General features: G+C 63.5%; 12 protein-coding genes. 9 read left to right on the forward strand and 3 right to left on the reverse strand.

What is annotated here, in order from left to right; all coding sequences use genetic code 11:
* Positions 1-120 precede the first annotated feature (120 nt).
* The 7 genes from uvrA to DMP06_RS11785 all read left to right on the forward strand — a co-directional run bounded on the left by uvrA (position 121) and on the right by DMP06_RS11785 (position 12,023).
* Complete coding sequence (gene uvrA / locus DMP06_RS04345) at positions 121-2,994, forward strand: excinuclease ABC subunit UvrA (protein ID WP_123208529.1); 2,874 nt, start codon at positions 121-123, stop codon at positions 2,992-2,994.
* A 97-nt stretch (positions 2,995-3,091) separates the two neighbouring features.
* A complete protein-coding gene (locus tag DMP06_RS04350) occupies positions 3,092-4,078 on the forward strand; it encodes a DMT family transporter (protein WP_161957814.1) in 987 nt (328 codons plus the stop codon).
* A 41-nt stretch (positions 4,079-4,119) separates the two neighbouring features.
* Positions 4,120-5,316, forward strand: a complete 1,197-nt coding sequence (locus DMP06_RS04355) for a hypothetical protein (protein ID WP_148042490.1) — start codon at positions 4,120-4,122, stop codon at positions 5,314-5,316.
* 179 nt (positions 5,317-5,495) lie between these two features.
* Positions 5,496-7,331: an NAD(P)-binding protein gene (locus tag DMP06_RS04360; protein ID WP_123208532.1), complete on the forward strand. Its 1,836-nt coding sequence runs from the start codon at positions 5,496-5,498 to the stop codon at positions 7,329-7,331.
* On the forward strand, positions 7,325-9,040 hold the full coding sequence (locus DMP06_RS04365; protein ID WP_123208533.1) for a [FeFe] hydrogenase, group A: 1,716 nt from the start codon (positions 7,325-7,327) through the stop codon (positions 9,038-9,040). The genes DMP06_RS04360 and DMP06_RS04365 overlap by 7 nt, the downstream gene beginning before the upstream one ends.
* Positions 9,031-10,113: an ABC transporter substrate-binding protein gene (locus DMP06_RS04370; RefSeq protein WP_123208534.1), complete on the forward strand. Its 1,083-nt coding sequence runs from the start codon at positions 9,031-9,033 to the stop codon at positions 10,111-10,113. Before DMP06_RS04365 ends, DMP06_RS04370 begins: the two co-directional genes overlap by 10 nt.
* A 176-nt stretch (positions 10,114-10,289) precedes the next feature.
* Positions 10,290-12,023, forward strand: a complete 1,734-nt coding sequence (locus DMP06_RS11785; RefSeq protein ID WP_123208535.1) for an ATP-binding cassette domain-containing protein — start codon at positions 10,290-10,292, stop codon at positions 12,021-12,023.
* Positions 12,024-12,209: 186 nt separating this feature from the next.
* On the opposite strand, the gene DMP06_RS04380 is transcribed toward DMP06_RS11785, so the two are convergent.
* The 3 genes from DMP06_RS04380 to gdhA all read right to left on the reverse strand — a co-directional run bounded on the left by DMP06_RS04380 (position 12,210) and on the right by gdhA (position 17,848).
* On the reverse strand, positions 12,210-14,348 hold the full coding sequence (locus DMP06_RS04380; protein ID WP_123208536.1) for a S8 family serine peptidase: 2,139 nt from the start codon (positions 14,346-14,348) through the stop codon (positions 12,210-12,212).
* The gene (locus tag DMP06_RS04385; protein ID WP_123208537.1) at positions 14,258-16,216 is read right to left on the reverse strand and encodes a S8 family serine peptidase; all 1,959 of its coding nucleotides are present in this window, start codon (positions 16,214-16,216) and stop codon (positions 14,258-14,260) included. The genes DMP06_RS04380 and DMP06_RS04385 overlap by 91 nt, the downstream gene beginning before the upstream one ends.
* A gap of 276 nt (positions 16,217-16,492) precedes the next feature.
* Positions 16,493-17,848, reverse strand: a complete 1,356-nt coding sequence (gene gdhA / locus DMP06_RS04390) for an NADP-specific glutamate dehydrogenase (RefSeq protein ID WP_123208538.1) — start codon at positions 17,846-17,848, stop codon at positions 16,493-16,495.
* A 355-nt stretch (positions 17,849-18,203) separates the two neighbouring features.
* Between gdhA and DMP06_RS04395 the strand changes: the two genes are divergently transcribed.
* A complete protein-coding gene (locus tag DMP06_RS04395) occupies positions 18,204-19,424 on the forward strand; it encodes an AI-2E family transporter (RefSeq protein WP_161957815.1) in 1,221 nt (406 codons plus the stop codon).
* Between the two features lie 371 nt (positions 19,425-19,795).
* Positions 19,796-20,866, forward strand: a complete 1,071-nt coding sequence (locus DMP06_RS04400; RefSeq protein ID WP_123208540.1) for a phosphate/phosphite/phosphonate ABC transporter substrate-binding protein — start codon at positions 19,796-19,798, stop codon at positions 20,864-20,866.
* Positions 20,867-21,038 lie beyond the last annotated feature (172 nt).

The raw sequence follows: 21,038 nt of genomic DNA on the forward strand, positions 1-21,038 counted from the left end.
ATGGGGCATTGTCTGCCGCATTGTGGAATCCCGGCGAACCTGCGCACGAATGTTCGCAGGCCCTCTATCGCTGCGCTATCATACTCGGTTGCCGAAATGTGACCCGTGAAAGGGGAGAGCGTGGCAAGCGATTCCATCGTCATCAAGGGTGCCCGTGAGCACAACCTCAAAGATATAGACCTCACCATCCCGCGCGACAAGCTGGTGGTCATCACCGGCCTTTCTGGCTCGGGCAAGTCAAGCTTGGCCTTCGACACCATCTACGCCGAAGGCCAGCGTCGCTATGTGGAAAGCCTCTCGGCCTACGCGCGCCAGTTTCTGGGGCAGATGAACAAACCCGACCTCGATAGCATCGACGGCCTGTCGCCTGCCGTGGCAATAGACCAGAAGACCACCTCCAAAAACCCGCGATCCACCGTGGGCACCACCACCGAGATCTACGACTATCTGCGTCTTCTGTTCGCGCGCATAGGCGTGCCCCATTGCCCCGAGTGCGGCCGCGAGATCAAGAAGCGTACCACCGACCAGGTGACCGACGAGATCCTGGGCCTGGGCGAGGGCAAGCGCGCGCTCATCCTGGCGCCCGTGGTCATGGGCCGCAAGGGCGAGCACGCAAAGCTTCTGGCCGACCTCCAGAAGGAGGGCTTCTCTCGCGTGCGCATCGACGGTGAGGTCGTGCGCCTTGACGGCGAGCCCCGCAAGCTCGACAAGAAGTTCAAGCATTCGATCGACGTGGTGGTGGACCGCGTGGTGCTTAAGAGCTCGGCGACGAGCCGTATCGCCGAGGCCGTGGAGATGGCAACCAAGCTTGCCGAGGGCCGCGTGATCGTGCATGTGGTGGATGACGAGGACAAGGGGTCGGACCCGCAGAAAAGCACGCCCGGGTTCACCGGCGTCTCTACCGCCGACCATCTGTATTCGCTTGCGCTCGCATGCCCCGAACACGGCCATTCGATGGATGAGCTCCAGCCGCGCGACTTCAGCTTCAACGCGCCCTACGGCGCTTGCCCCGACTGCGCCGGCCTGGGCAGCCGCGAGGAGGTAGACCCCAGCCTGCTCGTGCCCGATCCGTCGCTTTCGCTCAACGAGGGCTGCATCGCGCCGTTTTCGACGGGCAACTACTATCCTCAGGTGCTGCGCGCCGTGTGCCGTCATCTAGGCGCCGACCCTGCGACGCCTTGGGAGGATCTTCCGTCCAAGGTGCGCAAGGCTCTTCTCTTCGGGCTGCCGGGCGAGAAGGTGCGCGTCGACTACGTGACCGTGGACGGCCGCGAGACCTACTGGTTTATCGACTGGGAGGGCGCCTGCGAGGCCGTGATGGGCCGCTACAAAGATGCGCAAAGCGACACGCAGCGCGAGAAATACGAGAAATATTTCGCCACCATTCCTTGCGCCACCTGCGGCGGTAGGCGCCTGAAGCCCGAGATCCTGGCCGTTACCGTGGCGGGCAAGAACATCCACGAGGTCTGCGAGATGAGTGCGGCGGAAAGCCTCGAGTTCTTTGAGGCCCTCACCCTCACCGACCGCGAAGCCGTGATTGCCGCCGCCGTGGTGAAGGAGATTCGCGCCCGCCTGAAGTTCCTGGTGGACGTGGGCCTGGACTACCTCACGCTCGAGCGCGCCACCGCCACGCTCTCCGGCGGCGAGGCGCAGCGCATCCGTCTGGCCACCCAGATAGGCGCGGGCCTCATGGGCGTGCTCTACATCCTGGACGAGCCCTCCATCGGCCTGCACCAGCGCGACAACGAGCGTCTGATAGCCACGCTCGAGCGCCTGCGCGACCTGGGCAATACGGTCATCGTGGTAGAGCACGACGAGGACACCATCCGCCACGCCGACTATGTGGTGGATATGGGCCCGGGCGCGGGCGAGCTGGGCGGGCACGTGGTTGCTGCCGGCACGCCCGAGGAGGTGGCCGCCGCTCAGGGCAGCATTACGGCCGATTACCTTTCGGGTCGCCGCGCCATCGTGGTGCCCAAGGAGCGCCGTCGTCCCAAGCGCGGCGCCGTGAAGCTCGCAGGCGCCAAGGCAAACAACCTCAAAAACGTGAGCATCCAGGTAGAGATAGGCACGCTCACCGTGGTCACGGGCGTTTCGGGCAGCGGCAAGAGCTCCCTGATCACCGACACGCTGGCCCCTGCGCTCTCCAACCGCATCAATAGGTCGCACCATCGCACGGGCGAATACCGCAAGCTTTCCGGCTACGAGGAGCTGGATAAGATCATCGACATCGATCAGAGCCCCATCGGGCGCACGCCTCGCTCGAATCCCGCCACCTATATCGGGCTATGGGACGACATCCGCGCCCTGTTCGCCAGCACGCAGGAGGCCAAGGCGCGCGGGTATGCGCCCGGACGCTTCAGCTTCAACGTGAGCGGCGGCCGCTGCGAGGCGTGCAAGGGCGACGGCCAGATCAAGATCGAGATGCATTTCCTGCCCGACGTGTACGTTCCGTGCGAGGTATGCGGAGGCAAGCGCTACAACCGCGAGACGCTGCAGGTGACCTACCGCGGCAAGAACGTCTACGAGGTGCTCGAGATGACGGTGGACGAGGCGCTGGAGTTCTTCAAGAACATCCCCGGTTTGGCGCGTAAGCTGCAGACCTTGCACGACGTGGGTCTGGGCTATATCCGCCTGGGCCAGCCCGCCACCACCCTCTCGGGCGGCGAGGCTCAGCGTGTTAAGCTGGCGAGCGAGCTGCAGCGCCGTCAGACCGGCCGCACGTTCTACATCCTCGACGAGCCCACCACGGGTTTGCATATGGAGGACGTTCGCCAGCTGCTGGACGTGCTGCAGCGCTTGGTTGACAAGGGGAACACCGTGCTTGTGATTGAGCACAACCTCGACGTCATCAAATGCGCCGACCGCATCATCGACCTGGGCCCCGAGGGCGGATCGAAGGGTGGTACCATTGTGGCGTGCGGAACGCCGGAGCAGGTCGCGCAGGTGGAGGCGAGCCATACCGGCCGGTTCCTTAAGGATATTTTGGGTTAGAGGCGAAAACCGGCGGCGTGCCATCGGGACATGCCGCCACACGTGCCGCAGTGCGCGGCCTGAGGAGCTGCGCCGCATGCGGCGCGAAGGGGGAAAGATGAAACGCAGGATCAAGGGCATGGTTACGCGCTCTCGCTTCGTGCGCGGCGTGTTCCTCGCTTTGCTGGGCGGCGTTGGCTGGGCGTTCTCCGGCACGTGCGCCGAGTTCCTGTTCGAGGAGTTCGCGGTGCGCACCGATTGGCTCACCGCGGTGCGCATGACCGTCTCGGGCGTACTGTTCATCCTGCTCGCGCTCGCGATCGACCGCAAGCGCCTTTTTGCTGCGGCGCGCTCCAAGCGTTCGCTCGTGGGCTTTTTCCTTTTCGGCATGTTCGGCATCATGTTCTGCCAGTTCACCTACTTCACGGCGATCAGCTACACCGATAGCGGTACCGCCACCGTGCTTTCCATGATCGGCCTGGCTATCATCATGCTGTACAACGCGCGCATCAGCCACCGCATGCCGCGCAAGCGCGAGATCACGGGATTGTGCCTGACGCTCATCGGCGTGTTCCTCATCGCCACCCAGGGCGACGTGTCCAAGCTCGCCATTCCTCTCCCGGGGCTGGTGTGGGGCTTGGCGGCGGCGCTCGGCCAGGCGTTCTACAATCTCATTCCCACGCGCCTGATTGGCCGCTGGGGTTCTATCGTCACCATCGGCATGGGCATGCTGATGGGAGGCCTGCTCATGTGCGTGATCGTGCAGCCGTGGATCGATCCCATGCCGCTCACGCCCGCATCGCTTCTCGGCTTCGCGGGCTGCGTGGTCATAGGCACGCTTATCGCGAGCTGGGCCTATATGCAGGCCATCTCCGATATCGGTCCCGTCAAGGCGTCTCTCATCGCAGCGGTGGAGCCCGTGGCGGCCACCATCTTCACCGCCGTTGGTCTGGGAACCTACTTTCCTTCCATCGACCTGGTTGGATTCGCCTGCATCATCGCCATGGTGCTCATGGTGAGCTCTAAATCCTCCAGCAAAGAGGACGGGATCCATGATGATGCGGAGTACGCGCCCGCCGAGCCCGATGCGAAGGGGGTGGCGTGATGGCCGCAGCGGATCCGCGGGGAAATCACGCGGAAGGCATCATGCCGGATGCGGCGCCTGACGCGCCCTCGAAGGAAGCGTGCGGTTCGGAGCATGCCGCCGAAGCCGTCGAAGGCCTGGAGCCCGTGCCCGCCGATCAGCCGGCCTGTTCCGCCGAGGCGGCTCGTATGATCACGGCGCGCTCTGAGAAGCACGATGACTGCCACTCTAAACGCGAGCGCATCGCCCTGGGCGTTTTCGCGTGCCTGCTTTTCGCGGGCGCCGTTGCGCTTTTCTCTTATATCAATGCTGGACATGGTCTCAATGTTGCCGCTACGACCATCGACGACGCCACAGGCGATATGTCGGATTACGGCGTGATACTGTTCGAGGGCACGGTGAGGCCCGATGCGGCCGACGAGACCGATGATGAGGACCAGGGCGGCGTCCAGGGGATCCTCTCCGGCATCTTTGGCTCGGACGACGAGGAGGATTCCGCTTCGGGCTCGGGGTCTTCCGGCGCATCGGCTGCGTCGAGCGGCGCATCGTCGCAAGATGAGGCGGATTCCATCGATGGCGAATCCGCGGATAGCGCCTCGCGTGAGCTGGGGAATGGTTCGGGCACCGCGTCCTCGAGCACCACGGGGTCCTCAAAGCGCTCCGTGGGCGCCCAACGCGACACGGTTACGCTCGAGGACGCTGAAGAGGCGTATCAGGAGAAAGGCGCCTCCATCATCTCGATCGATTCGACCGACCTCGGTCGCTATGCCTCAGGGCGCATCATCATGCAGGGCGATCGCACCTACGGCATCTTCAGCCTGACGGAGGAGGATCTGGCATCGCTCTCCACAAAGGGACGCGCCACCACGCGCATCACCACGACCACCACCAAGGATACCGCCGGCTCGCTTAGCACGAGCACCACCACGCGCGTGCGCAACGCCTACAGCAGCGTGGCGGAGATGTTCGAGGACGTGGATGAAGACGACGTGTCGCCCGCCACGCTTAAGCGCATCGAGGGCATTCTGCAGCACTTCGAAGACTGCGGGGTGGATACCGTGGTGGCGCTCACGTCCGATCCCACGCCGTTCAAATACGTCGAAGGCGTGGACGTGGTGGTGACGTTCAAGCAGTCCGGGCGTTTCTCTATGGCCGAGACCATCGACGGCGCCATGTACTTCGATGCGCCCGAGGCGGGTCAGGTGGGCGTGCTCATGGTGGCTCCCGGCAACGTGGTGTCGGCGAAGGTGATGAGCTAGGCCCGAGCGCCGCTCCCCGTGTTTAACCGTCTGTAAACACAGGGATTGTGCCCGTGCGTGATAGCATGAATATTCAACACTCATTCATCGAGGTGCGATGCGGGCTGCGGCCCGTCTCGCGTATTGTGTCGGGCGACCGCTCGCCTCTTGGGCGGTCTTTAAGGATTTTGGGGGAGTATATGACGCTAGCAACCGAAGCGCCCCAAGACGCTATGCGCAATGTGCTAGGCGGGTTGTGCCTGGGCACCACGCGTCGCCTTGAGGCGAACGCCCGCGGCACCTGTCCCGTGGACATGACTCGTGCGCTCGTGGGCGTCGCCCATGCGCAGAGCTGCGGCAAATGCACGCCGTGCCGCATCGGGCTGGGGCAGATTAGCCAGATGCTTGAGCGCATCATCGACGGCCGTGCCGAGCAGGGCGCGATCGATGCCTTGGAGAACTTGGCCGAGCAGATTCGCATCAGCTCCGATTGCGCGGTGGGTTATCACGCCGCCGAGCAGGTGCTGCGCGCGGTGCGCGGCTTCCGCGACGATTTTGAGAAGCACGCCGCGTCGGGCCGCTGCGTCATGTGGTCGAGCCAGGGCGTTCCCTGCGTGGTGAGCTGCCCTGCCCATGTGGATGTTCCGGGGTACATCGCCCTTACGGCCGCCGGCAAATACGACGATGCCGTGGAGCTCATTCGCAAAGACAACCCGTTCCCCAGCGCGTGCGCGTATGTGTGCGAGCACCCGTGCGAGAAAACGTGCCGCCGCACCATGGTGGACGATGCGGTGAACATCCGCGGCATCAAGCGCTATGCGGTGGACCACGCCACGGCGCCTCGTCGCGTCGAGTGCGCGCCGGCCACCGGCAAGCGCGTTGCCATTGTGGGCGCCGGCCCTTCGGGGCTCACCTGCGCGTTCTACCTTGCGCGCATGGGGCATGCCGTGACCGTGTTCGAGCAGCGAGAGAAGGCGGGCGGCATGCTGCGCTACGGCATCCCCAACTACCGCCTCCCCAAAGCCATCCTTGACGACGAGATTTCGTCCATCGAGGCGTTGGGCGTCGAAGTGCGATGCGGAGAAGCGGTAGGCGAGGGCGGCAAAAGCATGTCCGACCTGCGCCGCGACTTCGATGCGGTGTATCTGGCCATCGGTGCGCACGGCGATAAAAAGGTTGGCATCGAGGGCGAGGACGCATCGGGCGTGGTGAGCGCCGTGCAGATGCTGCGCGAGGTCGGCGAAGGGTCGCCGGCGGATTTCGACGGCCTTGACGTGTGCGTGATCGGCGGCGGCAACGTTGCCATGGATGCCGCGCGCTCTGCCGTGCGCATGGGCGCCGCAAGCGTGCGCGTGGTATACCGTCGCCGCGTGGCCGATATGACGGCTCTCGCCGAGGAGATTGAGGGCGCCATCGCCGACGGGGTGGAGATCTGCGACCTCATGGCGCCGCTGTCCATCGCGACCGACGAGGGCGGCAACGTGCGCGCTTTGGTGGCGCAGCCCCAGATCATCGGGCCGGTAAAGGCAGGACGCCCCGCCCCTATCGCCGCCGACCGCGAGCCGGTGGAGCTTGCCTGCCAGCGCATCGTGGTGGCCATCGGGCAAGACATCCTTTCCGATGCGTTCGCCGAGGAAGGCGCGCAGCGTGACCGCAAGACGTTCCACGTGGACGAGACGCGCGCGGTGCCCAGCATCGACGGAGTGTTCGCGGGCGGCGATGCCATGCGCAGCCCGGCCACGGTCATCCTCGCCATCGCCGACGGCAAGGAGGCGGCCAAGCATATCGATGAGTACCTCGGGTTCCATCATACGATTGCGGTGGACGTCGAGATTCCCGCTGCCCGTTTGGACGACCGCGTGCCATGTGGACGCGCGGTGATGGGGGAGCGTCCCGGCGCCGAGCGCCGCGGCGATTTCGAACTGGTTGAATACGGGCTCTCCGACCAAGAGATGCGTCAGGAGGCGGCACGCTGCCTCAACTGCGATCACTTCGGTTGCGGAATCCTGCATAAAGAGGGGAGGCTCGCGTGGTAAACGTCACTATCGACGGCGTGAGCGCAACGGTCGCCGAGGGAACCACCATTCTCGAGGCGTCGCGCGCGAACGGGGTTGATATCCCCACGCTGTGCTATCTGAAAGATATCAACGAGATCGGCGCGTGCCGCCTTTGCCTGGTCGAGGTGGAAGGCGTCGACCATCTGGTGGCAGCGTGCGATAACCAGGTGACCGACGGCATGGTGGTGCGCACCGATACGCCGCGCGTGCATGCCGCCCGTCGCACCAACCTGCAGCTCATCTTGTCGCGCCACGACCGCCGCTGCCCTACGTGCTTCCGCAACGGCACGTGCCGCCTGCAGTCGTTGGCCGATACGTTCGGCATCCATGAGGTGCCGTTCGAGAGCTCATTCGACTCGCGCCCGGTGGACGCGCGCTTCCCGCTCGTGCGCGAGCACGCCAAGTGCGTGAGCTGCCTGCGTTGCGTGTCGGTATGCGCCAAGGTGCAGCATCTCTCCGTGTGGGATCTTGTGGATTCCGGTTCGCGCGCCCGCGTGGACGCGGTTGCGGAGGATATGTGCTCGTTCTGCGGCCAGTGCATCACGCATTGCCCGACGGGCGCCCTGCACGAGCGCGACGATATAGCCAAGGTGTCTGCGGCGCTCGCCGATCCTGACAAGATCGTAATCGCCCAAGTGGCGCCCTCGGTGCGCACCTCGTGGGCCGAGGGGCTGGCGATCGATCCCGCTCAGGCGACTCCGCAGCGCATGGTGGCTGCCATTCGCAAGCTCGGCTTCGATTACGTGTTCGATACCGATTTTGCGGCAGACGTGACCATCATGGAGGAGGGCAGCGAGCTTCTGCATCGCCTTGACGAAGAGGGCCCCATGTTCACGTCGTGCTGCCCCGGCTGGGTTCGCTTCCTCAAGGCGAAGCATCCGGCACTTGTGCATAAGCTCTCCAGCACTAAATCGCCCCAGCAGATCTTCGGCGCGTTGGCCAAGAGCTACTATGCCGAACTGCTGGATGTGGACGCGTCGCGCATCTTCGTGGTGTCGTACATGCCGTGCGTGGCGAAGAAGGAGGAGTGCACGTATCCGGGAATGGACGCCGCGGGCGCCGGCCCCGATGTCGACGTGGTGCTCACGGTGCGCGAGCTTATCCGCCAGCTGAAATCGCGCTTTGTTGACGTGGCTCTGCTGCCTGAGGAAGAATTCGATGCTCCCCTTGGCGTGGCCACCGGCGCGGGTCATATCTTCGGCGTGACGGGCGGCGTGATGGAGGCGGCGCTTCGTAGCGCGTACTTCCTGGTGACGGGCGAGAACCCCGATGCAGACGCGTTCCGCGAGGTGCGCAGCGCCGGCGCGGACCGCGGTTGGCGCGAGAAGAGCTTCCAGCTGCCTGACCGCACGCTGCGCATTGCTGTGACTAGCGGACTTGCCAATGCCGACGCCTTGTGCACCGCTATCGAGCGCGGAGAGGTGGACTACGATTTCGTTGAGGTCATGGCATGCCCCGGTGGGTGCGTGGGCGGCGGCGGACAGCCGATCCACGAGGGCGAGGAATGGGCGGCGCCGCGTGCCGGCATTCTGCACGGCATCGACCAAAAGAGCGCCTTGCGGTTCAGCCATGAGAACCCTTCGGTCAAGGCGTGCTACGAGAACTATCTGGAGGCTCCGCTTTCCGAGAAGGCCGAGGCTCTGCTGCATTCGAACCATCTGAAAGATTGGAGCATGCCATGGAGGTAGGTCAGACGGCTCGCTGCGCGCGGGCGTTCGGGCGCCGGGCGTTTCTGGCTCTTTCGGCGATGACGTTGGGCTGCATTCTCGCTCTTTCCGGATGCTCGCAGCAGGTCGTTTCGGAGGGCGAACCCTCGTCTGACGCTACGGCTCAGGACGAGACTCAGCAGATTCAGCAGACCGAGGTGCGCATCGGCGCGCTCAAGGGCCCCACGGGCATGGGGCTTGCCGGCATGATGGGTGACGCGCCCAGCGGCGTGAGCGATTCGTGCGCCTATTCGTTCGAGCTTGCCGGTTCGGCAGACGAGCTTACGCCCATGCTCATCCAAGGCGATCTGGATATGTGCATGGTGCCCGCCAATCTGGCTGCCGTGCTTTACCAGAAGACCGAGGGCGCGGTGCAGGTGCTGGCCGTGAACACGCTCGGCGTGCTCGACATTGTATGCGTCGACGATAGCGTGCAGAGCATCCAGGATCTTGCGGGCAAGACCATCGTATCGGCGGGCAAGGGCTCTACGCCCGAGTACGCCTTGCGCTACCTGCTCGAGAACAACGGCATCGACCCCGATACCGACGTGACCATCGAGTGGAAGAGCGAGCATGCCGAATGCCTGGCAGCGCTCGAGGCCGATTCCTCCGTCGTTGCCATGCTTCCGCAGCCTTTCGCAACGAGCGCGCTTTCTAAGGTGGAGGGCGCACGTATCGCTATCGACCTCAATGACGTGTGGGACCAAACGGCTCAGGCGGTGGGTTCCGACGCGCAGCTGATTACCGGCGTGGTGGTGGCGCGCACTCAATTCGTGCAGGATAATCCCGATGCGGTGGCTGCGTTTATGGATGACTATGCGAATTCCATCACCTTCGTGAACGATAACGTGGATGAAGCGTCGCAAATCATCGGCGACCAGGGCATTATCGACGCGGCGGTGGCGCAGAAGGCGATTCCGTACTGCAACATCGTGTTCGTGTCGGGCGAGGAGATGAAGTCGTCGCTTTCGGGGTATTTGCAAACGCTCTATGAAGCCGCGCCCGAATCGGTGGGAGGCGCGATGCCCGGAGAAGATTTTTATTATCTGAGCTAGAAAGACTATCTGGGTCAGACAGGTATTGCGATTGCGTATGGCAAGGCGGCTGTCGCGCGTGCGGCTGCCGCCTTTCTGTATGATGCTATTGTCCGAGTGGTGTTTTTCGCGATGCACTCTCAGCGGAAAACCCGCGAATCGGCGAAGCTTCGCATCGGTGGAAGGAAGGAGGGGCGGTGTTCGCCAAAGGAAAAGGCGGTTTGCAAAACGGCGGCAGTTCCAAGCGTCGCGGGCATGCCTCTTCGACGCGTTTCCGCATCCGCCCATGGGCGGTAGTGGCATGGGTCGCGGCATGGCAGATTGCTTCTATGCTCATGAGCAGTGCGCTGCTGCTGCCTGGGCCCGCCGACGTGCTGGTGCGTTTTTTCGAGCTTGCCGCTACGTCGGAGTTTTGGATGCGCGTGGCATTCACGCTCGTGCGTATCGCGGAGGGGTTTGCATTCGGGACGCTGCTCGGCCTGCTCTGTGCCGCCGGCGCCATGCGCTTCGTGCGGCTGGGCGAGCTCTTCGCCCCTGCGATGGCTCTCATGAAGAGCGTGCCCGTCGCCTGTTTCGTGGTGCTTGCGCTTATATGGGCTGGGGCCTCGCAGCTTGCCGTGGTGGTGAGCGTGCTGGTGGTCGCGCCAATCGTGTATGAAAACGTGTGCGACGGCGTGCGCTCGACCGATGTTCGCCTGCTGGAGATGGCGCATGTGCTGCGCGTGCCACCCTTGCGCAGGTTGTCGGCTATCTATCTTCCTCAGGTCTGGCCGTATTTTCGCGCGGCGTGCGCTTCGGGTATGGGCATGGCGTGGAAGGCCGGCGTCGCGGCGGAAATCATCGCCATTCCTGCCGGCTCCATGGGCGAGGCCCTCTACGGTGCGAAAATCTATTTCGATACGGCTGACCTGTTCGCCTGGACGCTCGCCGTGGTCTGCCTGAGCGTGCTCTTTGAAAAGGCGCTTTCATGGCTGCTGGTTGGCGTGGGAGGCGCTTTCGGAATATCGGCGGACGCATCCGATCGTCGGTCGGGCAACGCCGGATTCTACCGAGGGGGGAAGGGCGTGTCCGGCGCTGACGCCGATCCCGGCGCGGGCTCAAGGTCCGACTCCAATTCTGATTCCAATCCCAGCCCCAACCCCGCTCTTCACCAGCCCTATTGTGGCCATGGCGCATGCGAACCGGAGCTTTCGGTCGTCAGGTTTTGCGATGTTGCCAAGTCGTTCGATGGGGTGCAGGCTTTTTCGGACGTGTCGTTTGCGGCAGAGCCCGGCGCATCCGTGTGCCTTATGGCTCCCTCGGGCTTTGGCAAAACCACCCTGCTTCGTATGGCGGCAGGGCTTGAAGCGCCCGACGAAGGTTCGGTTTCGCTTTTCCGTATTCATCGCGATGGCGAGTCGGGCTCTTCTTATCAAGAAGGCCCTGCCTGCAATTCCTGTGCGGCCGATCCCCGTCCCTCGTCTCTGCGCGGTGCAACCTCGGGCGCGAATGCGCTTCCTCGGCATGGAGGGGCGGGCGCGCGGCCTCGTTCCGTGCGTGAGGTGCCGCGTGTTTCGATGGTATTTCAGGAGGACCGCCTGATAGAACACCTTGACGCGCTCGCAAATGCGCGTCTGGCGCTGCACCCTCGCGATGCGGCATGGGCCGAAGCGCCGTCGTTGCTCGAGGCGCTCGGTGTGGGGGAGTGCATCGGCAGACCCGCGCGCGCATGCTCGGGAGGGCAGCGCCGCCGCATCGCTTTGGCTCGCGCCCTGCTTGCGCCGCATGACATTCTGCTGCTCGACGAGCCGTTTTCGGGGCTGGACAGCCGCTCGCGGGAGACCGTTGCCGCCATCGTGCGCGATTGCGAAGAGGGCCGCACTCTCATCGTGGCTACCCATGACCCTTACGAGGCAGAGCTTCTGAGCTCTTGCGTGGTACGCCTTGCCTAGCTCATGAAGCGTTTGCTGCGCGGCGTTTGCGATGGCTGCTCTTGTCGTGAGGTCATGGTTTCTGAGAGATGAATCCTGTCCTTCAGGATCAAGGATAGGGTTTCGTCCGTTGTTTTTCCGACGCGGCGCATCTGGAGGAGGCCACCGCTGCCATCTTGCGGCAGTCGTGCGGCAGGCCCTCTTCCGCTATCGGATGCGACGGCGTGCTGCGCGCGCTGCATAAGCGGCGATGGCGGTGGCGCACACCGACGCGCATATGAGCGCAAACAACGGCGTCGCATCGCCCGTGGCTGCGAGGCTTTTCGGCTCGTTCGCGTCGTTCGCCTGCGGGTCTTCGATCGAGGGCGGCTCCTGCGACTCTTCGCCCGAGGGAGGCTGTTCGGTTGCGGGCGAGAACCGCGCTTCAAGCGCAACGTCGCCAAGCACCGCCATCGCATAGGTCGCATGCGCGGATACGAGCGTCCCTGAAGCGTCGTACCAGCCCGTGAAGGCGTATCCTTGCGCAGGGGTCGCCGTCCATGTTGCCGTGTCGCTTGTGCGCACGGTGACGTTCTCGCCCGCCTCGGCAAGCGGGGCACGAACCTCCGCCGTCCCGCCTTCGCCTGCCGAAGCCGATGCCGTGCAGCTAAGGCCGGCGAGCTGCGCCGCCGCTTCGCTCGGCAGCATGAAGATGCCTCCCTTTGAACCGTCGGCATCGGTGCGCGCGTCGATGCCGGCAAGGTACAGGGCGTCGTTCGCCATGCCGCCAGCCGTTATCGTGATTCCTTCGGATGCGCTTGTGCCAAACGAGCCGAGCGCGTTCCATTCCCAGCCGTCCTCGTTGTGCGCGATGAGCGAGGTGTCGCCCAGCCCTTCCCAGGAAAACCCGGTGACCACGATGCCACTTCCCGTGGACACTTTCACCGCGTTTGCAAAATCCGCGATGGTGATGGAATCGAATACGGGGCTGCCGGCGATGGCGCCGCCGTCGCTCCAGGTGTCAGATGCGGTATCGTACTCGACCGCATGCAGAATGCCGCTTCTGTCGACGCCCAATCCTACGACGCCCTCCGGAAGGGCGAGCACGCCGTACAGCACCATGCCCGCAGTCACGCCGCTTTCGAACTGCGCGACGTCGAACCCGGAACCATTGGCAGAGGGCTGCGCCCACATCATCTGCGCAACGCGGACGGTGGTCGTGCTGTTCGGGTCTCCCTCGATTTCGATGGTTCGCGTGGTTGTGATGCCGGAGTAGCAGTAGACCTTGCCGGCGTACGCTGAGACTGAGAACCCTATGAGCGCACTGTCCGCGTCGCCCTCGATGCGTTCGACAAGCTGGTACGGAGTCCATTCGTCGTCGGCGATGGAATAGGTTGCCGCATACACTGCTTGATCGCGGTTGCCCTCGTCGTCGAGCTCGCTGCGGGCGCAGAACCCGAAGAGCGAACCGTTGAGGTAGGCGTACTCAAGCGCTGCGCTCACATGGGCAAGCGTTTCGTCTTCGGGGGGAGTGCCGGGTGCGGTGCGCTGTTCCCACGTTGCGCCTTTCGCCTGGGGATCGGCGCAGTAATAGAGGTATGCACCCTCGGGATCGGCATAGTACGTCCCGTTCGCGGCGCCGACGAGCGAGCCGATGGGAGCCAAGCCCTCGAAATCGGGCGCATCCATCACGCGCTCGAGCGTTATTCCGCTTGCCGGAGCATCGGGGCCTTCTGCCACCGGCATCGTATAGGCGGCCTTGTACACCCGTCCCGTTTCGGCGTCGGTTGCATCGAAGCGATGCTGCTCGCCGTCGAACGTCGCGGCGGGGGTCTCCACCGCGATCCAGGAGCCGTCATCGGCCTCGTCCACGATCTTCGCAGGTTCCCCGTCGATGGCAACGAGGGCATCCTTCAGGGCGTAGCCGTGCAGTACGGTCACGCCGTTTTCAGCATCGGGCGATGCGGACCACGTGTTTGCGTTCGCGCTCTGCCCATCGGCCGACATCGCTTCGGCTAGGTTGATGCGCCCGTCGGTCGCGGTTACTCGCTGCCCATACACCGTAGGGCTTATCTTCATCTCATCGGTGGTTCCCAGCAGGCGGCCGCGCAGTTCGAGCGGGTTCTTGTTGGGAAGCAAGCTTGCCATGAGGGCGTACGACCCGCTTGCAACGGGCGCTGCCATCGATGTGCCGCTCATGTAGGCATATGGGACATAGTCGGATTCGTCGCCAGTGATGCGTCCGATCCCGACGTTTTCGATGGAGCAGCCCGCCATCATCGACGCGTCGTCGCCCGAGACCGCCCTTCTTCGGTTCCGGTTGCGAGCGTCGCCCAGGAGTTTGCAAAGAAGCTCACTGCGACGCATATGCTCAGCGTGTCGGATTCGGTGTCGATGCCTGCAAGCGCGAGGCCGTTCGTTGAAGTGCTGTAGACGTTATCGAACGCAACCCATCCCCCGGACGATGGGGAGAGGTTCTCTCCGCTGTCTCCCGAGACTTCGAGGGCCCAGGATGCCGCAACGCCGTTTTGCATGTCCTCGGTCGAGAGCCCGAGGCCTGCCGTGGCGGCAAAATCGCTTCCCGCCAGCGGAGAATCTTTGAAGGGGTTGTCGATTTGCCACGAAATTCTCGTCTCGAAATCGACCGGCGATATGCCGTGCTGGTCCAACACCGAGCCGTTGACGTCTATGCGCAGCCCGCCATCATCGTGGGAAACCCGCACCGCCTCGTCAAGGAGGGCGTCATCCACCCGGGCGTATTCGCCGCTCTCATCAGGCGCGTATCCTTCGATCGTATAGCTGCCCTGTTCGAACTGGGAAAGATCTCCCCAGTACGTAAGCTCTTTGCCCTCCTCGTGCGAGAGACATGCATCGAAGAAGCTCACGGCGTCGTGCGTGCTCACGGTAGAAAGGATTGATGAGCCCGGTGCCGCCGCGTCCACCTGCGTCTCGTTGTAGTTAGAGAAGTCCGACAGGTCGTTGAGCTGGTTCGATGAAGCGATCACGATGGCGTAGGGGCTTTCGAGCCCTACGGTGGAGCGGTAGAGGAAGTTCGTGTCGGAGTAATCGTTGCCCGATGCTATAAACGACATAACGCCCGCGCGTCCTGCCTGGTTGATCAGGTAGTCCAGCACGGGGGAGTAAGCGGGGCCCGCCCATGAGTTGTTGACGGCAACGACGTTTTGGCCTGCAAGCTTTGCGGCAACGATGTATTGGTACGACGAGACGATGGCGCTATCCGACATGTCTCCCGGCGACGCGCCGTCGACGGAACACTTGAGAGCCATGATCTTGGTGCTTTGCGCTACGCCCGCGATACCTTCGTCGTTGTTGGACTGGGCGGCGATGATGCCCGCGCAGTGCGTGCCGTGGGAGGCCGCGGCTGCGTCATGAGGAGTGGGGTCGTCGTCGTTGTCGCCGAAGTCGTAACCGGGGGCGCCCGCAGCGCCCGGCAGCATGTCCAGTCCAGAGGGCTTGCTCCACATACTTTTTGCCAGGTCGGGGTGCGACGCGTCGACGCCGGTGTCCACCACGGCGACGATGTTCTCTCCGGCGGGGCTTGGGGAGTGCGCGGAAAGCGCCGCCTCCAGGTCTATGCCGCCAGCCTCTGCGGTGTGCAAGCTGTACTGACGGTCGGCATAGTACGTGTCGTCGAACGTGACGGAATCGACGGACCGAACGTAGTTGGGCTGCACCGCCTCTACGAACTCGAGGGCGGACAATTCCTCTATCAGCTGTTCGGTTGAGGAGCCGTCGCGCTCCACGAGCGCGATGCGGAGGTCGGAGCCGGTGGGAATGGCGCCCGCGGCGTCACCGTCTGCGGAGGCGACGCTCTCGGCCCCGTCGGAAAGCGATCGCGCCGAGCTTGCCTGGGCGGCGGAGTCGACCGCCGAGAAGTCCCATGTTTGTTGCACCGAAAGCCCCTGCGATTCAAGCAATGCTGCGTCCGCCTCGTCGACTGCCTCGTCGGAGCCGGATGTGCCTCCGTTACCCGAGAACGGTTGGATGCCGCCGTCGGACGCCGCCCCGTCGGGTACGCGATACAAAACGATGGCCTGGCTTTCGATGCTCGGGGCGCTTTCCGAGGACGCAGCGTCCGGGGTGCCGGAGGGCGACTCGTCTGCATGTGCCGCGGCAGGGGCCAGCCCCCATGCCAGCGCAATAGAAACCAGCAGAGCGAACGCTTTCCGCGGCCATCCGTTTTGCCCGTCGAGCGTCTTGCCTGTTGTCGTCATGGGTTCTCCTTGTGCCGTCACTGCAAAACCGCCTACGTCGATGCTACGTCGCGTTAGTCTCACGGAAGGAGTGTAGCATGCGTGCGGCACAGTGCGGGCTCCGTGTCGCAAAGCGGCAATCCGCGGAAACGAAAGGCGAGTCTTTACGGGGGTGCGCAACGTGGACGCTTTCCATCGCGGCGATACGCCTGGAGTCCCCCCTGCAACGCAAAAGGCCCGGTCGTTGACCGGGCCCGTCGACGGATCGAGATATGATGGATGCGGTTTGGCGAAGGCCTACACGATGCCCTGGGCCATCATCGCGTTCGCCACCTTGAGGAAGCCGGCGATGTTGGCGCCCATAACGTAGTTGCCTTCATGGCCGTACTCGCGGGCGGCATCGTCGCAGGCATGGTAGATGCCGCGCATGATGCCCTCGAGCTTGGAGTCGACCTCTTCGAACGTCCAGGACAGGTGCTCGGCGTTCTGGCTCATCTCCAGGCCGGAAACCGCCACGCCGCCGGCATTGGCGGCCTTGCCGGGCATGAACGCCACACTCTGTTCCTGGAGGTAGGCGGTCGCATCCAGCGTGGTGGGCATGTTGGCGCCTTCGCCTACGACCTTGCAGCCATTGGCGACCAGCGTCTGGGCGTCTTCGAGCCAAAGCGTGTTCTCGCGGGCGCAGGGCAGCGCGATGTCGCAGGGCACGGTCCATACGCCACGGCCATCGCCCTCGTGCCAGGTGGCACCCGGACGCTCGTCTACGTACATGGCGAGGCTTACGCCCGCGTCATGGCCGGAGCGCTTCTTGTTGTAGATGCCTTCGAGCACCTTGTAATCCACACCGTCGGGATCTTCGATCCATCCCTTGGTGTCGCAGCAGGTCACGGCCTTGCCGCCCAGCTCAGTGAGCTTCTGGATGGCGTAGATGGCCACGTTGCCGGAGCCGTGCACGGCTACCGTCTTGCCCTCAAAGGAGTCGCCCTTGCTCTTGAGGTACTCGTCCACGAAGTACACCAGGCCATAGCCGGTGGCCTCGGTGCGGACGAGAGAGCCGCCGGAAGGCAGGTCCTTGCCGGTGAGAACGCCGGACCACTCGTTGCGCAGGCGCTTGTACTGGCCGAACATGTAGCCGATCTCGCGGCCGCCTACGCCCAGATCACCGGCGGGGACGTCGGTGTTGGGGCCGATGTGACGCGAAAGCTCGGTCATGAAGCTTTGGCAGAAGGCCATGATCTCGCGGTTGGATTTGCCCTTGGGCTCGAAGTCGCTTCCGCCCTTGCCGCCGCCCATGGGCAGAGTGGTCAGGCTGTTCTTAAGGATCTGCTCGAAGCCCAAAAACTTGAGCATGCCCTGGGTGACGGTGTGGTTGAATCGCAGGCCGCCCTTGTAGGGGCCGATGGCGCTGTTGAACTCGACGCGGTAGCCGCGGTTCACCTGAACCTTGCCCTCGTCGTCGACCCAAGGCACGCGGAACGAGATGATGCGCTCGGGCTCTACGAGGCGCTCCAGAATGGCGTTCTCCTCGTATTGGGGATGGGCGTCCAAGACGGGTTCGAGGGTCTCAAGAACCTCCGTTGCGGCCTGGATGAATTCGGCCTCGTGGGCGTTTTTCTCCTTGAGCTCGTCAAGGACGCGCGATGCGTAGGACATAGATATTCCTTTCTCTGCAATGCGATCGGCGTGGTTTTGCGTTCAGCACTTTATCACGATAGAGGGCATTTGTTTCGCTTGTGTAACGGGTATGTTTCGATTGCGCGCGGATGTTTCGGGTTGCACGTGTATGCCTCGGATGCACATGTTTCGGTTGCGCGCGTTTCTTGTGCGTGCATACCTCGGCCGCTGCTTGAGACGGGGCTGGGATGGATGCCGAATTGGCAACGGGTGGCAGGGAAGGGACTTGGAATGCGTTACTATTGAAAAGTGCTTGAGATTCAGCGATGATGCGGGCGCGTCGTCGCTTTCAACAAGATGGGAGCTATGCATGGCGGAGGAGAAGAGGCGCACCTTGCGCAGGGCAATATGGATGGCGTTCGCGGCGTTTCTTCTGTTCGTGGCAGCGCTGGGAGTGGTGTATTCCAGGCAGGTGCTCGCGGCTCTGCTTGCGGTGTGGACCGCCGTGCTTCCGCTGCTTCTAGGCTGCATTATCGCCTACGTGCTCAACCTTATAATGGGTCGCCTTGAACGCGTGTATTTCCCCAAATCCACGAACAAGGCGGTTATGGCGTCGCGCAGGCCGGTGTGCCTCATCCTTTCCATCGCCATCATCGCCGCCATTGTTGCCGCTATCGTGAACCTGGTTCTTCCGCAGGTCAGAATGAGCTGGGACGTGTTGGAAAACGGCGTGATGATGGTCGCGCAGAACCTGTACTCATGGGGCGAGCAGAACGAGGAGGCGCTGCTGGGCGCTCTCGGAGCGGGCGGCCTTGACAGCTTGCGGGAGAGCTTCACCAAGTTCGTCGAGAACCTGTCGAACGGGTCGGGCGACGGCGCCTCCCAGCTTTCCTCCATCCTCACCACGGTGTTCTCGACGGTGTATTCCATCGCGCACGGCGTGTTCATCGGCATCGTGGCCCTGGTGTTTTCGCTCTATATCCTCATCGATAAAGAGCGCGTGATCCGCGGCGGGCGTGCGATCGTGGAGCTGCTGCTCCCGCCGAAGGGCGCCTCCGCCGTGCGCCATGCCGCGCACATTGCCAACGACAGCTTCTCGCGCTTCATCACGGGCCAGTGCATCGAGGCCGTGATACTGGGCGTGCTCTGCGCTATCGGCATGACCGTCTTCGGTATGCCGTATGCTCCTGCCGTGGGGGCGTGCGTGGGCATGACGGCGCTCGTGCCCGTGTTTGGAGCGTGGCTCGGCGGAGCCGTGGGCTTTTTGATGATCCTTACCGTGAATCCCATGACCGCCGTGTGGTTCGTTGTCTTTCTGGTCGTCCTTCAGCAGATAGAGTCGCATCTGATTTATCCCAACGTGGTTGGCGCATCGGTCGGTTTGCCGGGCATCTGGGTGTTTGCTGCGGTGCTCGTGGGCGGCGCGCTGTTCGGCGTGCTGGGCATGTTCCTAGGCGTTCCCACCGTTGCCACCGTGCGCACGCTCGCGATTGAGCGCGCCGCAAAGGTGCGCGCCAAGCGAAGCGCCGCCTCTGCGAAAGAGCCATCGACGCAGAGACCGTCTGATGAGAATGAGGCTCCTGAGGAGAATAGGCAGTCCAGGGAAAAGGCCTAGCGCCAAAACGAGGCGCCAGGTGGTGCGACGCCATCTATGGTTGAGCGTCTCGGTTAAAGCGTCGCTTAGCGAAATCTTTGCATATGTTTTTCTCGAGCCCCGCAATCGCGGGGCTTTTTGCCGTCTTTTTACGTCCGGGCGCTTAAACGGTCATTTCTATTACATAACCTTCTCCGCAAGTTGGCGCACCCCTCGAAAGCCTCTGACGTAGCGTTCCTACTATGTGAACCCGTCGCCCGGTTTCGATGTCTTGCACGTGGCGGCCCTTTGCTTTGGCGGAGCGCACCCGGTCCCGTGCTCCGCCAGGCATCGAAGGCTGCGTGCGCGGGCGTCATGTCGTTCGGACAAGAGGATGAAGAGGAACTCACATCATGCACACCATCGAAATTTCACGTCGTAACTTTCTGAAGGGCTCCGCAGCGCTCGCGGGTCTCGCTGCCTTCGCTGCAATGACCGGCTGCTCGAGCTCTGGCGGCACCGACGCCGCCTCCGGCACGGGCGATGCCGCCGCGGCATCCACCGACCCCATCACCTTCGTGTGGCTGCCCGACAACTCTTCCGCCGACCTCTCTGCGGCGCGTGAGGCCATGGGCGCCGCCGTCACCGCCGCATGCGGCCGCGAGGTTGAGCTTTTGACCACCACCGACTACAACGTTGCCATCGAGAGCCTGGTTTCGGGCAACGCCCAGATGGGCTACCTCGGCGCCGAGGGCTACGTACAGGCTCACGAGCGCAACGCAGCCGTTTTGTGCGCCTTCACCCAGAGCGACGAGGAGGGCGGCCTTGACGGCGCCTGCTACTACAGCCGCATCTGCGTGCGTCGCGAGGATGCCGACCAGTACAAAGACGGCGACTCCTATTCCATCCAGAACATCAAGGGCAAGAGCTTCTCGTTCGTGTCCGCCACCTCCACCTCGGGCTTTGCCATTCCGTCCTCGGCCATCGTGAGCCAATTCGGCCTGGAGAGCTCCGACGAGCTGCTCGAGGGCGGCAATTTCTTCAGCGAGGTGCTGTTCGGCAATTCGCATGCCGGCTCCATGGTGAACCTGCTCGCTGGCGACTGCGACGCCGCTGCCTTCGACGACGTTGACGTCGACATGTATCTGGAGCTCGTTGAAGGCGAGGCCAACACCGTGGGCGCCGTGTATCGCGCTCGCGAGGACGCCGAGGCCCCCGTTGATACCGTGGCGGGCCAGGAGTTCGTGATCATCCAGGTGACCCCCGTGCTCAACGCCCCCTTCTGCTTCAACACCGACGAGCTCGACGAGGACACCCGCACCAAGATCACGGAGTACTTCTGCTCCGATGCCGTGGCCAACGACCCGCAGATCTTCGTTGATCCCGAGGACGAGAACGCCTCCGGCATCTTCACCAAGGATTCCGACGCCATGGGCTTCGTGGCTGTGGAGGACTCCTGGTACGACCCCATTCGCAACATCTAGTTTCCGCGCAGTTTGAGCCCGGCATCCGCAGGGTGCCGGGCTTTGCGGCGTCTGGCATGCGGCAGAGTCGCGTGCGCAACGGACCGCTTTCGAACCCATCTTGCGCAAAGGACGTCATTTTCGCGGCGATATGCGTGAAAACGATTCGCGCCGTAACAATGACGCCCTTTGC

It is taken from the genome of Slackia equolifaciens, from assembly GCF_003725995.1.
Lineage (GTDB): Bacteria > Actinomycetota > Coriobacteriia > Coriobacteriales > Eggerthellaceae > Slackia > Slackia equolifaciens.

Excerpts from the sequence above, each read along its gene's own strand:
- DMP06_RS04355 (WP_148042490.1), top strand. The coding sequence starts at position 4,120 with ATGCCGGATGCGGCGCCTGACGCGCCCTCGAAGGAAGCGTGCGGTTCG.
- DMP06_RS04380 (WP_123208536.1), bottom strand. The coding sequence starts at position 14,348 with ATGCGTCGCAGTGAGCTTCTTTGCAAACTCCTGGGCGACGCTCGCAAC.
- gdhA (WP_123208538.1), bottom strand. The coding sequence starts at position 17,848 with ATGTCCTACGCATCGCGCGTCCTTGACGAGCTCAAGGAGAAAAACGCC.
- DMP06_RS04370 (WP_123208534.1), top strand. The coding sequence starts at position 9,031 with ATGGAGGTAGGTCAGACGGCTCGCTGCGCGCGGGCGTTCGGGCGCCGG.
- DMP06_RS04350 (WP_161957814.1), top strand. The coding sequence starts at position 3,092 with ATGAAACGCAGGATCAAGGGCATGGTTACGCGCTCTCGCTTCGTGCGC.
- DMP06_RS04385 (WP_123208537.1), bottom strand. The coding sequence starts at position 16,216 with ATGACGACAACAGGCAAGACGCTCGACGGGCAAAACGGATGGCCGCGG.
- DMP06_RS04360 (WP_123208532.1), top strand. The coding sequence starts at position 5,496 with ATGACGCTAGCAACCGAAGCGCCCCAAGACGCTATGCGCAATGTGCTA.
- DMP06_RS04400 (WP_123208540.1), top strand. The coding sequence starts at position 19,796 with ATGCACACCATCGAAATTTCACGTCGTAACTTTCTGAAGGGCTCCGCA.